We start from the raw sequence: 14,548 nt of genomic DNA, 5'->3' as shown, positions 1-14,548 counted from the left end.
CTGTCTATTTAGACTATGACCGTCGTCACCGTCGGCGTCCACATCGTCGACATCCTCGCGAGGCCCATCGAGCACATTCCCGAGGGCCAGGACACCGTGCTGGTCGATCAGATCCGCCTCACCGCCGCGGGCGCCGCCGCGGGCACGGCCGTGGACCTGGTCAAGCTGGGCAACGACGTGGTCACGATGGGCGCCATCGGTGACGACGAGCTCGGCGACTTCCTGCTGATGGTGCTGGCCAAGCGGGGCGTGGACACCTCGTTCCTGGCCCGCAGGGCGGGAGAGCAGACGGCCGCCTCCATCCTGCCCATCCGGCCCGACGGCGGGCGGCCCAGCTTCCACGTGCCCGGCGCGAACCTCTCCGTGACGTACGCGGACCTGGACGCCGCCGTGCTGCGGGGGGCGCGAGCGATCCATCTGGGTGGCATGGACGTCACGTTCGGCCTGGGGGATCCGGCCTTCTTCGCCCTCCTAGACGAGGTACGGGCGGCCGGGAGGATCGTCACCATGGACCTCCTGTCGGAGATGCCCGACTTACTGGGCATGGCCCGTGCCTTCCTCCCGCACGTGGACTACGTCCTGCCGAACGAATCCCAGGCCCTCCTCATGACCGGCGCCACGGACCTCCCCGAGGCGGCGGCCGCTCTGCTCGGCGACGGCCCGCGCGGCGTACTGATCACGATGGGCTCGGAAGGCAGCCTCGTCGTCACCGAGGCCGGCTCCGAACACGTGCCCGCGCTCAAGACGGACGTGGTGGACACGACGGGTTGCGGCGACGCGTACTGCGCCGGCTTCCTCACCGGCCTCCTCCACGACCAGGACGTCCTGACGGCCGCCCGGTGGGGGACGGCCGCCGCCGCCCGCGTCGCCACCGGCCTCGGCTCGGACGCCGGCCTCACCGACCTCGACTCCACCCTAGGAATGCTCACGTGAACGACGCCGAACTCCGCCAGCGTGCCGCGAAGGTCGTCCCCGGCGGCATGTACGGGCATCTCAACGCCGCCCTCTTCGCCCCCGGCTTCCCCCAGTTCTTCGAGCGCGGCGAAGGGTGCCGGCAGTGGGACGTGAACGGACGCGAGTACATCGACTTCATGTGCAGCTGGGGCCCCGTCGTGCTCGGGCACCGGCATCCGCGCGTGGAGGAGGCCGCCGCCCGTCAGGCCGCGCTCGGCGACTGCCTCAACGGTCCCGGCGCGATCATGGTGGAGCTGGCCGAGCTGCTCGTGGACACCATCCCCAGCGCCGACTGGGCGATGTTCTCCAAGAACGGCACCGACGCCACCACGCAGGCTCTCATGGTCGCCAGGGCCGCCACCGGGCGGACGAAGGTGCTGATGGCGCACGGGGCGTACCACGGGGCCGATCCCTGGTGCACGCCCTCCCTGTCGGGCACGACGCCGAACGAGCGGGCCGACCTGGTCGAGTTCACGTACAACTCCCTGGAGTCGCTGGAGGCCGCCGCGGCCACCGTGGAGGGGGACGTGGCGGCGATCATCGTGACACCGTTCAAGCACGACTCGTTCGAGGACCAGGAGCTGGTCGAGCCGGCCTTCGCCCGCGGGGCCCGCGCCCTGGCCGACCGGCTGGGGGCGGCGCTGGTGATCGACGACGTGCGGGCCGGCTTCCGCATCGACCTCCGAGGCTCGTGGGAGCCCTACGGGGTGCGGCCCGATCTGACGGCCTGGTCCAAGGCCATGGCGAACGGCTACCCGATCGCCGCCGTGACCGGCACCGACGCGCTGCGCGGGCCCGCGCAGACGCTGTACTCGACCGGCTCGTTCTGGTTCTCCGCGGTTGCGATGGCGGCGGCCAAGGCCACCATCGAGACCCTGCGCGACACGGACGGCATCGCCGCCATGGAGCGCGCGGGCACGCTCCTGCGCGAGGGCCTGAACGAGCAGGGCAAGTCCCACGGCTTCGTGGTGAATCAGACGGGACCGGTCACGATCCCGTGGCTCAGCTTCGACGGCGACGCGGACCTGTCCGTAGCCATGTACTGGAGCGACGCCTGCCTGCGGCACGGGGTGTATCTGCACCCGTGGCACAACTGGTTCATGTCGGCCGCGCACACGGACGACGACGTCGCCAAGGCGCTGGAGGGCACCGACCGGGCCTTCGCCGAGACCCGGGCCCACTTCGGCTGACATCCTCCCCTCGGCGCAGACCGTTGGTGATGGTACGGGCGCCCTTGTCCTTTTCGTGCAGGTAGACGATGCTGTCGTCTACTTCCAGGTCACGGGCGCCGCGCTAGCGTCACGGCCAGGTCACGGCTCGATTGCGGCCCTTGACGCAGGTCGGGGGCCGTTCGTACCTTTCGGGCAAACGTTTAGGAAACTTTCCTAATTCGGGAGCCTCCATGACCCACCCGGGCGAGATCACGCGACGTCAGCTTCTCCGCCGCATCGGCATGGCCGCGTTCGTGGCCGGCCCCGGCGCGGGCCTGCTGAGCGCCTGCGCCACCGCCGGCACGGGCGGCGATCCCACGGCCGCCCCAGCGACCTCGATCGCCGCCTCCGCCGACCCGAAGAACCCCTTCGGGGCCGACGCCAAGAAACCGCTCGAAGTGGTCATCTTCAGCGGCGGGTACGGCGACGCGTACGCGAAGGACCTGCACGAGGAGCTCTACAAGAAGGCGTACCCGGGGGTGACGATCAAGCACACCGCGACCCAGCAGATCGGCACCCAGCTCCGCCCCCGTTTCGTCGGCGGCGACGTGCCCGACGTGCTCAACAACTCGGGCCCCGAGGCGCTGGACCTGGCCGCCCTGGCCGCCGAGGGCCACCTGGCGGACCTGACCCCGCTGTTCGACGCGCCGTCGATGGACGAGCCGGGCAAGAAGGTCCGCGACACCGTCACGCCCGCCGTGCTCGACAACGCCAAGATCGACGGCAAGGACCTGGTGCTGAACTACACCGTGTCCCACCGCGCGCTCTGGTACAACGCCAAGCTGTTCGAGTCCAGGGGATGGACGGTCCCGAAGACGTGGGCCGAGTTCACGGCCCTGGGGGAGACCGCGAAGAAGGACGGCATCCTGCTCTTCGCCTACCCCGGCCAGAAGGGCCCGTACTACCAGCTCTGGAACGTGCTCTACACCGCCGCCAAGATCGGTGGCAACCAGGTCGTCATCGACATCGACAACCTGGTGGACAACGCCTGGAACGCCGAGCCGATGAAGCAGGCGGTGTCGGCGTGGGCCGACATCCAGGCGAAATATGGTGACAAGGCATACTTTGGCCTCGACCACACGCAGACCCAGATCAAGCACCTGCAGAACGAGCTGCTGTTCTACCCGGTCGGGTCCTGGATCGAGAACGAGATGACCAAGGACATCCCGCTGGACTTCCAGTACGCCATCGCCCCCATTCCCGACGTCACCGCCGCCGACAAGATGCCGTACGGCGCCATCCAGGTCGGCGTCGGCGAGAACTTCGTCGTCGCCGCCAAGGGCAAGAACCCGCAGGGCGGGCTCGAATACCTGCGCATCATGCTCTCCAAGGAAGGCGCGAAGGGCTTCACCGAGAAGACCAAGAACCTCACGGTGGTGAACGGCGCCGCCGAGGGCGTGGACCTGCCCGCCGGCCTGATCAGCGCCGCCAAGGCCCAGGACGCGGCCGGTGAGAACATCATCACCGACGCCCGGTTCGAAGGCTGGTACAAAGAGCTCTTCGACTACGGCACCGAGCAGATCAACGTGGTCATGGCCGGGCGGATCACGCCGGAGAAGTTCTGCGCCAACATGCAGAAGAAAGCCGACGCCATCAAGAAGGACGACGCCGTCGCCAAGCAGACGCGGAGCCAATAGCACGATGGAGCGGTTGCGCAGGTACGGGTTCGTCGCCGGATTCCTCGTCGTCCCCGTCGCCCTCTATTCGGTCTTCGTCATCAGCCCCTACATCCAGGCGTTCCAGCTCTCGCTGACGAGCTGGAACGGAATTTCCTCGGTCGTACGTTATGTGGGCCTGGACAATTTCGGCCGGTTGTTCGAGGACGAGGTCTTCTGGCGGGCCCTGCGCAATCACGGAATCCTGCTGCTCGTATTGCCGATCGTCACCATCGTCATCGCGCTCTTCCTGTCGTTCCTGCTGAACCTGGGCGGCGGCACGCGCGGCGCGGGCATGAAGGGCGTCTGGGGGTCGAGGTTCTACCGCGTGGTCTACTTCTTCCCTCAGGTGCTCGCCGTGGCCGTGGTCGGGGTGTTGTTCCAGGCCGTCTACCGGCCGGACGAGGACGGCGTGCTCAACGGCGTGCTCGGCAGGCTCGGCGTCGAGCCCGTGGGATGGCTCACCGAGCCGGGGCTCGCCCTCTGGTCGATCATGGCGGTGATGGTCTGGCAGGCGGTCGGGTTCTATGTGGTGCTCTTCTCCGCGGGAATGGCCGCCATTCCGCGGGACTATTTCGAGGCGGCGGCGCTCGACGGCGCGGGGCGCGTGCGGTTGTTCTTCTCGATCACGCTGCCGCTGCTGCGCGACACCGTCCAGGTCGGCTGGATCTACCTCGGCATCGCCGCCTTCGACGGATTCGCGCTGGTCCAGGTGCTGGCGGGGGACAAGGGCGAGCCCGACGGGGCCACGAGCATTCTTCCGGTCACCATCTACAAGACGGCCTTCGCCTACAACAAGGTCGGGTACGCCTGCGCGATGGGCGTGGCGTTGTTCTTCCTGACTGTGACGTTCGCCGTGCTGACCCTGCGGACGACCCGGCGGGAGAGGATCGAACATGCGTGACATCGGTCGGCCGCGGCCCGGCGTGCTCAGTGGGCTGTCGCACGTGGCACTGGCGGTCTGGGCGTTGCTGATCATCGCACCCCTGGCGTGGACGTTCCTGGCGTCGTTCAAGACCAACACCGAGATCTTCGGCGACCCGCTGCAGTTGCCCGGCGCGCTGCGGCTCGACTCGTGGGGCCGGGCCTGGGACAAGGCGCATATCGGGCAGTACATGCTCAACACGGTTGTCGTCGTGTTCTTCGGTACGGCCGGGACGATGGTGTTCGGGTCGATGGCGGCGTACGTGCTGGCGCGGTACCGGTTCGTCGGCAACAAGCTGATCTATTACTACTTCGTGGCCGGTTTGGCGTTCCCGGTCTTCCTGGCGCTGGGGCCGCTCTTCTTCGTCGTCAAGCAGTTCGGCCTGCTGAATTCGCACCTCGGCCTGGTCCTGGTGTACATCGCGTATTCGCTGCCGTTCACGGTGTTCTTCTTGGCGGCATTTTTTAGGACACTGCCGGATGTCGTCGCCGAGGCGGCCCTCATCGACGGCGCCTCGCACACCCGCACGTTCTTCCAGATCATGGTCCCCATGGCCAAGCCCGGCCTGATCAGCATCACCATCTTCAACGTGCTCGGCCAGTGGAATCAGTACCTGCTGCCCCTCGTCCTCCTCGCCGGCGACCCGGACAAATGGGTCCTCACCCAGGGCATCGCCAGGATCTCCACCTTGGCCGGGTACGAGGCGGACTGGCCGGGCCTGTTCGCCGCCCTGAGTATGACGATCCTGCCGGTAATGATCCTCTACATCGTTTTCCAGCGTCAGATCCAGTCCGGGCTCGGCACGGGCGCGCTGAAATAAAGTGCTGTCATGGACGTCGAGAGCAAGCTCAAAACCCTGCCGGAGTGGCGGCGCGAGGGCGACGAAATCCGGCGCACGGTCACCGCGCCCGACTTCCCCGCCGCCATCCGCATCGTCGACGAGATCGCGGTCAAGGCCGAGGAGCTCAACCATCATCCCGACATCGACATCCGGTGGCGCACGCTACATCTGGCGCTCACCACCCATGACCAGGGCGGCCTCACCGACCTCGACTTCACCCTGGCCGCCATGATCGACGGCATCGCGGCGAGACACGGCGCTTGAAAGGCGTCACGGAGAATACCCACCGTAGTGGGTTGATTACTCGTTAGAGTGGGTTCCCTCCCCGAGCCTGACAGCGGCTCGGCCGATGAGGAGCTCTCATGCGTGTGCCCACCATCCTGTTCATCCTGCTCGCCGCAGCCGGCACCGGTGCTTGTGCCGGCCCGTCGGCCCCGCTGCAGAACGCCCCAGAGCGGGGCGCGTCCAAGGACAGTCGGGTGACGCTGTCCGCGGCCGGCGACTTCACGCCGTCCGACACCGACGCCATCGTCTACGGCCGCAAGCTGGCCCCCAAGGGCGCCCAGGCCAGCGTCACCGCCGAGTCCTCCGACGGCCAGACCCGCACGTCGCTCGTCGTCGAGGGCTTCCTGCCGAATCACACGTACGGCGCTCACCTGCACAACAAGCCATGTGGCCAGAAGCCCGACGACTCAGGACCGCACTACCAGCACCAGCCTGGCCGGATCGACCCGGTCAGCGAAGTCTGGCTGACCGTCGCCACCGACGGCGCGGGCGCAGGCCGTTCGACCGCCCGCAACGCTTGGGCGCTGGACGCCGCCCGCCTGCCCCGCTCGCTAGTGATCCACGCCAAGCCCACCGTCACCAGCGGCCCGAAGGCCGGCCAGGCGGGGGACCGGGTCGCCTGCCTCACGCTACGCTAGGCCCGGCGAAGAGAGCATAATTACACAATTACATAGCGGAGGTATGAGTGACCAGCAGCCGCCAATGGCAGCCACCCCGATTAAGGCTCTTCGAGGACGCCCACCGCCGGGCGACCTGGCTCGAGCTACTCTATGACCTCGTCTTCGTCGTTGCGGTAGCGGAACTGGCCGCCGTTCTCGCCGATGGGAACAACCTCGGCGTTTTCGTGGGGCTGTTCGTCCCCATCTGGTGGGCCTGGGCGGGATACGTCTTCTACGCCAACAGGTTCGACACCGACGACGTCAGCCACCGGCTGTTCGCGCTGCCCCAGATCCTGGCGGTCGCGACCATGGCCGCCAGCGTGGGCGACATCGAGCACCGTTCCGGGCTCTTTGCGATCGCATACGCAGTGGCCAGGGTGCTGCTCATCGTGGCCTACGTCCGCGCCGGCCGCCACGTGCCCGAGGCCCGGCCGCTGACCGTCCGATATGCCGCCGGATTCGCCGTGGCCGTGGCCATCTGGCTGGCCTCGCTCGCCGTCGAGCCGCCGGCGCGCTACGTGTTCTGGGCCGTCGCCATCGTCATCGACCTGGCCACGCCCCTGCTGGCCCGCCGCCAACAGGGCAAGCTGCCTCCGCAGACCGAGCACCTGCCCGAACGTTTCGGCCTGTTCGTGGTGATCGTGCTCGGCGAGGTCGTCGCCGCGGTCGTCGTGGGGCTCAAGGGCCACGACGTCACGCCGGGCACGCTGCTGATCGCCCTGGCCGGCGTGGCGATCGCGATGGGCTTCTGGTGGCTCTATTTCGGCCATCTCGACGAGTCTGTCGTCCTGCGCACCCGGCTGGCCGGGCAGGTGTGGGTCTACTCGCATCTGCCGTTGTCGCTCGGCCTGGTGGCATTCGGGATCGGCATCGAGCACGCCATCGCCCACCCAGCCAGCACCAGCTGGGCCGTCGGGCTGCCGGCCGCGCTGGTGTTCGCCGTGCTCGGAGTGCAGCACCTGTGCTCGCTCGACCGCCGCGCAGCCGTCATCCGCCTGACGGCCGCCGCGCTCACCCTCGCCACGTCCGCGCTGCCCACCGCGGTGGCGCTCCCGCTCTTTCTCGTGTACGCGGCCGCGCAGCCGGCGTACGACCTGCTCCGACCACGACCGGAAGGCGCCGCATGACCACCAGGGACCTGTTCGACCGCCAGTTGGCCGCCATCGCCGGCCAGGACCTCGAGGCCCTCCTGGCCCAATACCACGATGAGGCCACGGTGATCCGCTTCGACCGTGTCGCCAGGGGCCCCGCCGAGATCAGGGAGTTGTTCGCGGCGTATCTGTCGGCGAAGCCCCAGGTCGACGAAATCGTCTCGCTGCAGGTGACCGACGACGTGATCTTCTACAACGCGGTGATGACGATCGGCGGCAACCGCGTCACCACGTACGGCACGCTCGTGGTCAAGGACGGCAGGATCTGGCGCCAGTCGGCCGCCGCACTCCCAGTCACCTGATAACGGACGCCGCAGGCACAGATGCCGCAACGAGGTGCTGATTCAGAAGTAGGTGCGGATCAGGTCCACCACCGTGTGGTCGTCCTCGATCACCGGGATCATCTGCCACTTGTCGAACGCCGTGCAGGGATGGGAGACCCCGAAGCGGATCAGCTCACCCGGCGCGACCGTGGCGTCCGCGCCCACCTCGACATAGGCGTGGTGGTCGTTGACCGACATCACCCGCAGCCGGCCGGCCGGCCGCAGCGTGCCGTCGTGGGCGCGGACCTGCTGCGGCATGGGCAGGCCCTCGTCATAGGCCACCTCGCGCTTGCCCATGCCCACGATGGCCAGGCCGTCCTCCGGCGTCGAGAGCACCTGGGCCCACACGTGGAGCGCCGGCTCCAGCGAGCCTTCCTCGGGGATCCTCCGGAACGGCGTCCAGTCCTGATAAATCCCGTCATCGTGGGAGATGTAGGCGCCGCTGCGGAGGATCACCCGCAGCCGGTGCCCTGGCAACCACGCTCCGGCGAGCCGATCGGCGACCACGTCGAAGTACTTGCTGCCGCCCGCGGTGACGACGACCTCCTCGCCCAGCAGGCGCTCAGCCGACAGCCGGTGCACGGCGGCCCGCACCTCGTCCAGGTAGCGCCCGGCCGCCTCCGCGTCGGGCAGGCCGCCCTCGTAGGCGGCCACCCCGGCCAGCTCCAGCCCGGGGGCCTCCACCACGGCCCGTGCCACCTCGCTCAGCTCGGCGAGCGTACGGCTTCCCGTGCGCCCGCCCGGATGGCCCAGCTCGGCGAGCACCTGTAGCGGCCGCCCGCCGGGCACGGATACGACGGCGGCCGACATCGTCCGCACGCCCGTCACCGAGTCGGCGAAGCACAGGAAGCCGAAGCCCTGCCGGACCTGCTCGGCAGCCCAGCGCAGCGGGCCGGGATCGAGGAGCTCGTTGGCGAGCAACACGCTCGGCATGCCGAAGGCCCGGCAGGCCAGCGCCTGGCCCGCCGTGGCCACGCTGATCGCCGTCGCGCCGGCGGCGAGCTGGGCCGCGAAGAGCGAGGGCGCCATGGTGGTCTTGCCGTGCGGGGCGAACTCCAGGCCGTGCCGGGCGCAGAAGCGGGCCAGCGTGTCGATGTTGTGGACGATGGCGGCACGGTCGGCCACCATGACCGGCCAGGTGAAGGCCCCGCCGAAGAGATGGTGCCGCTGGGTCGCGAACTCGTCCAGGGACACCGCGGGGCCCGGCCACCACAGCCCCTTGGTCCGCCAGTCGATTTTCTCTGCGGGTATGGCCAACTTGATCGTCACGTGGTGCTCTCCGGTAGGAGCCCGCGGGCGAGGACGTCGCGGGCCGTGGTCAGGTGCCGGTGGGCCCGGCGCAGCGAGATTTCGTGATGCCCGGGGAACAGCGCGTCCACCTGCAGCTCGGCCAGGCGGGTCAGGCTGGCTGCGTACTCGGGGATGCGGCAGTCGTGCAGGTTCTGCAGCGACACCCGGCCGCCCGTGAAGACGCAGTCCCCGGAGAACAAGGCGCGATGACCGGGCGCTTCCAGCAGGTAGCAGGTGTGGCCGTCGGCGTGGCCGGGCGTCGCCACCGCGCGGAGCGTCACCCCGCCCAGGTCGACCACCGTCCCATCAGCGATGGGCTGGACGCCGGGACACGGCGCGAACGCATAGTCCGGCGGGTACGAGCCGCCTGCCCGCGCCTGGTCGAGGCTGATCATCCGCTCGTCGCCGGTGGCGATCCACCGGTCCGCGGGCGCGCCGGCGAGCACCCGCAGGCCCGGGACCCGCCGCGCCAGCTCGGCCGCGCCGCCCGCGTGATCGGCATGGCCGTGGGTCAGCAGCAGGTACGCGGGCACGTCGCCGGCCAGGTTGTCCATGATCGCCGCGATGTCCTGCCCCGCTCCGGCGTCGACCAGCGCACACGCGCGCTCACCCCGGACGAGGTAGACGTGGCAGTCCAGGGGATCGGTGAGGTCGAAACCGGCGGCGCCGCTGCCGACCAGGTCCACGTGGTCGTTCAGTCGCACGCGCCCACCCGGACCAGATCAACGATGACGTCGGCGGCGCGGCGCACGTCGGCGAGGGCGACCGACTCGTCCGCCGCGTGCGCGTCGAGGATCGAGCCGGGCCCGAAGACCACCGCGGGGATGCCCGCCCGCGCGATCTTGCTGGCGTCCGTGCAGAAGGGCATGCCGTGCGCGCTCGCGTCGAGGCCGCGAGCGGCGAGCACCCGGCACAGCCCGGTGACGATCGGGCTGTCCGCCGGGGTGCCGAGGGCGTAGTCGACGGTGAACGGCGGGTCGAGCTCGATCCCGCCGGGCAGCAGCCGCGCCAGCTCCTCCCCGTCGTGTCGCCACACCTCCAGCGGATCCTCGCCGGGCAACGTCCGCCGGTCCACGTCGATCTCGCAACGTCCTGGCACGATGTTCGGACCGGTGCCGCCGCGAATCCGGGTGACACAACGGGTGGCCGGGCCGAGCAGCGGATGGCCGGGCACGTCCGGTGCGGTGGCGTCCAGGTAGGTCAGGACGCGGGCCATCAACGTCACGGCGTTGACCGCCTCGTCCGGGCGAGAGGCGTGGCCGGCCGAGCCCAGCGTCCGGACCGTGTAGCGCACCACACCCTTGTGCGCGATGCCCGCGGCCAGCCCGGTCGGCTCGCCGACCACCGCCGCCGCCACCTCCGGTACGGGCAGATCGTCCAGGAGCCCCAGCACGCCCCGGTAGTGGTGTTCCTCGTCGATCACCCCGGCCAGCACCACGGTGCACGGCGGCTCAGGGCCGGCGGCCAGCTCGGCCGCGGCCAGCATGAACGCCGCCAGCGAGCCCTTGGCGTCGCAGGCGCCCCGCCCGTACAACCGCCCGTCGCGGACCTCGCCCGCGTACGGGTCCACGGTCATGCCCTCGACCTCGACCGTGTCCAGATGCGAGGCCAGCAGGAGAGCCCGAGGGTCGCGGCCGGGCACCACGGCCACGACGTTGGGCCGCCCGGGCAGCACCTCGCGGATCGAGGCCGCGACGCCGTGCCGGTCGAGCCAGTCACGGGCGGTCTCGGCCAGCGCGGCCTCGCCCGGCCCTGATCCGTCGCGCGGGTTGACGCTGGGGACGCGTACCAGCTCGCGCAGCAGCGCCTCGGTGGGGCTCATACCGTGCGCCGTTCACGGGCGTACAGGAGCAGCAGCACGATGATGAGCAGGCCGAGGGCCACCTGGCGCAGCCCTTCGCCGAGGTTCCACGCCACGAGCAGCGCGGTCAGCAGGGTCAGCAGCAACGCGCCGGCGACCGTGCCGAGCAGGTGCCCGCGCCCGCCCAGGATCGACGTGCCGCCGAGGACGACGGCCGCGATCGACAGCAGCTGGTACGGGTTGCCCATGGTGAGCGAGCTGGTCCCGGTGAACCCGAGCAGCACCAGCCCGGCGACCCCCGCGAGCAGCGCGCAGGCGGCGTACATCACGAGCGTGGTGACCGGCACGGGCACGCCGGACGCCCGCGAGGCCGGCTCGCTGGTGCCGAGCGCGAAAGCGTAGCCGCCGAGCCGCGACAGGTGCAGCAGCCAGACGGCGACGCCCGCGATGCCCAGCCACAGCACGGTGGCCAGCGGGATCCCTGCCACGCTGCCGTTGGCGAGCGCGTCGAGCAGCGGGATGCTCGCCGACTTGGGGGAGCCGTTGGTGTAGATGAGCAGCGCGCCCGAGATGACCGTGGCGCTCGCCAGCGTCATGACCATGGGCGGCAGGCGCAGCCAGACGATGCCCGCGGCGTTCACCACCCCGACCAGCGCGCTGACCGCCAGCGCGACGAGAATCGCGACCGTGCCGCCCGACCCTGCGGCCACCTGCGCGCACACGACCGCCGACAGCGCCACCACCGCGGAGACGGACAGGTCGATGCCGCTCATCATCACCACGAGCGTCTGCCCGACGGCCACGATGCCGAGGAACGAGGCGGTCTGCACCAGGTAACGCACGCTTCCCACGCTGTCGAACCCGCGCGCGAACAGGATCGCCGCGAGCCACGTCAGCGCCAGCACCCCGAACGCCCACAGGGCCCGGTTGCCGCGCAGCCCGTCGAGCGGGCGCCGCGGCCGCGGCCCGGTGTCGTCCGCCCGCACGTCCGAGCCCTGGACGGCCTGCGTCATCATGCCACCCTCTCCCTGGTCGCCAGCGTCTTCACGGCGACCGCCACGATCAGCACGACGCCCTGCAGGATCATCTGGTAGAAGGTCGAGATCCCGGTGAACAACAGCAGGTTGGTCAGCAGCCCGAGCAGCAGTGCGCCGAGCAGCGTGCCGCGCATCTGCCCGACCCCGCCGAAGAAGCTGATCCCGCCGAGTACGGCGACCGCGATGGAGTTCAGCGTGTACGGCACGCCGATCGTCGGGTCGCCCGACCCGGTCTGGATCGCCAGGCCGATCCCGGCCAGCCCGGTGAAGAGCCCGGCGAAGCCGTAGGCGTAGATCTTGACGCGGCGGGTGTCGATGCCGCTGGCGTAGGCGCCGTGCTCGTTGCCGCCGACGGCGTAGAGCGCCAGCCCGAAGCGGGTGGTCTTGACCAGCTTCCACAGGCCGAGCGCCACGCCGATGCCGATGGCGGGCAGGGCGAGGCCGTGGAAGCCGAGGTTGTAGGCCCGCACGAGCCCGTCCGGCACCTGCCCGCCCGGCTGGGGGAGCGCGATCAGCGTGACCCCGCCCCACAGGAACGACGCCGCCAGCGTGACGATGATCGGCGGCAGTCCTGCGTACGCGACCAGCACTCCGTTGGCCGCGCCCGCCAGCACCGTGGCCGTGAGCGCGAGCGCCGCGGCGGCCACCACGCCTCCAGGGGCATCGGGAGGATAGATGACGAACACGGCCATGCCGAGCGACAATACGGCGCCGAGCGACAGATCGATGCCGCCGGTGAGCATGACGATGGTCTGCCCGGCCGCGGCCAGGATCAGCGGCAGGAACTGCGCGGACAGGATGGTGATCGTCGACGGGTGGAGCAGCGTCGGGTCGAGCCGCTGGTAGGCGACGAGCACCACGGCCAGCAGCGCGCACAGTCCCAGCAGGTCGAGGCGGTTACGCACCGGCCACCTCCGAGGCCGTGCTCCTGCCCGCCAACGACGCCTGGACCAGGCGTTCCTCGGTCAGCTCCGCCCCGGCCAGCCGATCCACCACCGCGCCCTCGTACATGACCAGGACCTCGTCACAGAGCCCCACCAGCTCCATGGTGTCGCCGGAGGTGACGAGCACGGCCATGCCCTCGCCGGCCAGCTCGCGCAGCAGGTGGTAGATCTCGCGCTTGGTGCCGACGTCGATGCCGCGGGTCGGCTCGGCGAGCAGGAGGACGCGGGGCCGGTTCGGCAGCCACTTGGCGAGCGCGACCTTCTGCTGGTTGCCGCCGGACAGGCGGCGGGCCTCCTGGGCAGGCGAGGTGGTCTTGATGCGCATCCGGCCGATCAGGTCGCTCACGAGCAGGTCCTCGCGCCGCCGCGAGACGGTGGTCAGCGTTCGGGCGGGGGCGAGCGTGCGCAGGCTGGTCAGCGCGAGGTTGGCGCGGACGCTCCGGACCACGTGCAGCCCTTCGGTCTTGCGGTCTTCCGGCACGTAGCCGATGCCGCGGCGGATCGCTTCGCGGGGGGAGGCCAGACGGCAGGGCCGCCCGTCCACCGTGATCCGGCCGCTGTGGGGGTGCAGGCCGAACAGGGCGCGAAGGACTTCCCGCTGACCCTGGCCCTGCAGCCCGCCCAGTCCGACGATCCGCCCCGGCGCCAGCTCGAGGTCCGCCCCCGTACACAGCCCAGAGGCGCGCAGAATCGGTTCCCCGACAGGTGGAGGGGTGTTCGCTTTAGGAGGGAACATGGCTGAGAGCTCGCGGCCCACCATGAGCCGGACGAGATCGTCGTGATCGGTGTCCGCGTGCTCGCGGGTGGCCATGACCTCGCCGTCCTTGAGCACGGTCAGCCGGTCGGCGACGGCCAGCAGCTCACCCATGCGGTGGCTGACGATCACGACGGAGCGACCGCGCGCACGCAGGTCGGCGACCACCCGGAAGACCGCGCCCACCTGGTCGTCGTCGAGCGCCGACGTGGCCTCGTCGAGTATCAGCAGGCGCGGGTCCGAGGTGAGCGCCTTGGCCAGCTCCACGAGCTGCTGCGCGCCGAGGGGGAGCCGCCTGGCGGGCGTGCGCGGGTCGACGTCCAGGCCGACCCGCTCCAGCAGCGGGCGGGCGCGGGCCGCCAGGTCGCGGTGCCGGACGAGGCCGCGCCGGCTGGGCCAGGCCCCGAGGAACACGTTCTCCGCGACGCTCTGATGCGGGTTGAGGCTCAGCTCCTGGTGCACAGAGGCGATGCCGGCGGCCCGCGCGCGGTGCGGGGACCACGCGCGGACGGCTTCGCCGTCGTATCGGATGGTGCCGGAGTCCGGGGCGAGCAGGCCGGTGATCAGCGAGAGCACGGTGCTCTTGCCGGCGCCGTTCTCGCCGACCAGGGCGAGCACCTCTCCGGCGCGGACGTCGAAGGTGACCTCGCGCAGGACGGTGACCCCGGCGAAGGACTTCGACATCCGCTCGACGTTCAACAGCGTCATCCGGGACCCT

15 protein-coding genes are annotated in these 14,548 nt (G+C 70.2%); 9 read left to right on the top strand and 6 right to left on the bottom strand.

The window, feature by feature from the left end:
* Nucleotides 1–15: 15 nt before the first annotated feature.
* From ACTWPT_RS29425 to ACTWPT_RS29385, 9 genes are all read left to right on the top strand, one after another.
* Complete coding sequence (locus tag ACTWPT_RS29425; RefSeq protein WP_443180711.1) at nucleotides 16–933, top strand: carbohydrate kinase family protein; 918 nt, start codon at nucleotides 16–18, stop codon at nucleotides 931–933.
* Nucleotides 930–2,144, top strand: a complete 1,215-nt coding sequence (locus ACTWPT_RS29420) for an aminotransferase class III-fold pyridoxal phosphate-dependent enzyme (RefSeq protein WP_443180710.1) — start codon at nucleotides 930–932, stop codon at nucleotides 2,142–2,144. Before ACTWPT_RS29425 ends, ACTWPT_RS29420 begins: the two co-directional genes overlap by 4 nt.
* Before the next feature lie 212 nt (nucleotides 2,145–2,356).
* Nucleotides 2,357–3,802: an N-acetylglucosamine/diacetylchitobiose ABC transporter substrate-binding protein gene (gene ngcE, locus ACTWPT_RS29415; protein ID WP_443180709.1), complete on the top strand. Its 1,446-nt coding sequence runs from the start codon at nucleotides 2,357–2,359 to the stop codon at nucleotides 3,800–3,802.
* Between the two features lie 4 nt (nucleotides 3,803–3,806).
* On the top strand, nucleotides 3,807–4,724 hold the full coding sequence (locus tag ACTWPT_RS29410) for a carbohydrate ABC transporter permease (protein ID WP_443180708.1): 918 nt from the start codon (nucleotides 3,807–3,809) through the stop codon (nucleotides 4,722–4,724).
* Complete coding sequence (locus ACTWPT_RS29405; RefSeq protein WP_443180707.1) at nucleotides 4,717–5,565, top strand: carbohydrate ABC transporter permease; 849 nt, start codon at nucleotides 4,717–4,719, stop codon at nucleotides 5,563–5,565. The genes ACTWPT_RS29410 and ACTWPT_RS29405 overlap by 8 nt, the downstream gene beginning before the upstream one ends.
* A gap of 9 nt (nucleotides 5,566–5,574) precedes the next feature.
* Nucleotides 5,575–5,850, top strand: a complete 276-nt coding sequence (locus ACTWPT_RS29400) for a 4a-hydroxytetrahydrobiopterin dehydratase (protein WP_443180706.1) — start codon at nucleotides 5,575–5,577, stop codon at nucleotides 5,848–5,850.
* 98 nt (nucleotides 5,851–5,948) lie between these two features.
* A complete protein-coding gene (locus ACTWPT_RS29395; protein ID WP_443180705.1) occupies nucleotides 5,949–6,509 on the top strand; it encodes a superoxide dismutase family protein in 561 nt (186 codons plus the stop codon).
* Between the two features lie 47 nt (nucleotides 6,510–6,556).
* Entirely contained in the window at nucleotides 6,557–7,657 is a 1,101-nt protein-coding gene (locus ACTWPT_RS29390) for a low temperature requirement protein A (RefSeq protein ID WP_443180704.1), read from the top strand.
* Nucleotides 7,654–7,983 (top strand): nuclear transport factor 2 family protein, encoded by a 330-nt coding sequence (locus ACTWPT_RS29385; RefSeq protein ID WP_443180703.1) that lies wholly within the window; start codon nucleotides 7,654–7,656, stop codon nucleotides 7,981–7,983. Before ACTWPT_RS29390 ends, ACTWPT_RS29385 begins: the two co-directional genes overlap by 4 nt.
* A gap of 42 nt (nucleotides 7,984–8,025) precedes the next feature.
* Here ACTWPT_RS29385 and ACTWPT_RS29380 read toward each other — a convergent pair whose 3' ends face one another.
* Genes ACTWPT_RS29380 through ACTWPT_RS29355 form a run of 6 tightly spaced genes read right to left on the bottom strand, consistent with a single transcriptional unit; the run spans nucleotide 8,026 to nucleotide 14,538 of the window.
* Nucleotides 8,026–9,273 carry an alanine racemase gene (locus ACTWPT_RS29380; RefSeq protein ID WP_443180702.1) on the bottom strand — a complete coding sequence of 416 codons (1,248 nt, stop codon included), beginning with the start codon at nucleotides 9,271–9,273 and terminating at the stop codon, nucleotides 8,026–8,028.
* Entirely contained in the window at nucleotides 9,270–9,998 is a 729-nt protein-coding gene (locus ACTWPT_RS29375; RefSeq protein ID WP_443180701.1) for an MBL fold metallo-hydrolase, read from the bottom strand. The genes ACTWPT_RS29380 and ACTWPT_RS29375 overlap by 4 nt, the downstream gene beginning before the upstream one ends.
* Complete coding sequence (locus ACTWPT_RS29370) at nucleotides 9,989–11,116, bottom strand: M20 family metallopeptidase (RefSeq protein ID WP_443180700.1); 1,128 nt, start codon at nucleotides 11,114–11,116, stop codon at nucleotides 9,989–9,991. The genes ACTWPT_RS29375 and ACTWPT_RS29370 overlap by 10 nt, the downstream gene beginning before the upstream one ends.
* Nucleotides 11,113–12,111 (bottom strand): ABC transporter permease, encoded by a 999-nt coding sequence (locus tag ACTWPT_RS29365; protein WP_443180699.1) that lies wholly within the window; start codon nucleotides 12,109–12,111, stop codon nucleotides 11,113–11,115. The genes ACTWPT_RS29370 and ACTWPT_RS29365 overlap by 4 nt, the downstream gene beginning before the upstream one ends.
* Nucleotides 12,108–13,037 carry an ABC transporter permease gene (locus ACTWPT_RS29360; RefSeq protein WP_443180698.1) on the bottom strand — a complete coding sequence of 310 codons (930 nt, stop codon included), beginning with the start codon at nucleotides 13,035–13,037 and terminating at the stop codon, nucleotides 12,108–12,110. The genes ACTWPT_RS29365 and ACTWPT_RS29360 overlap by 4 nt, the downstream gene beginning before the upstream one ends.
* Nucleotides 13,030–14,538 carry a sugar ABC transporter ATP-binding protein gene (locus tag ACTWPT_RS29355; RefSeq protein WP_443180697.1) on the bottom strand — a complete coding sequence of 503 codons (1,509 nt, stop codon included), beginning with the start codon at nucleotides 14,536–14,538 and terminating at the stop codon, nucleotides 13,030–13,032. Before ACTWPT_RS29355 ends, ACTWPT_RS29360 begins: the two co-directional genes overlap by 8 nt.
* Nucleotides 14,539–14,548 lie beyond the last annotated feature (10 nt).

This window comes from Nonomuraea sp. 3N208 (genome assembly GCF_052245935.1).
GTDB lineage: Bacteria > Actinomycetota > Actinomycetes > Streptosporangiales > Streptosporangiaceae > Nonomuraea.
Note: the sequence above shows the minus strand (reverse complement) of the source record. Positions and strands in the feature narration are given on the sequence as shown.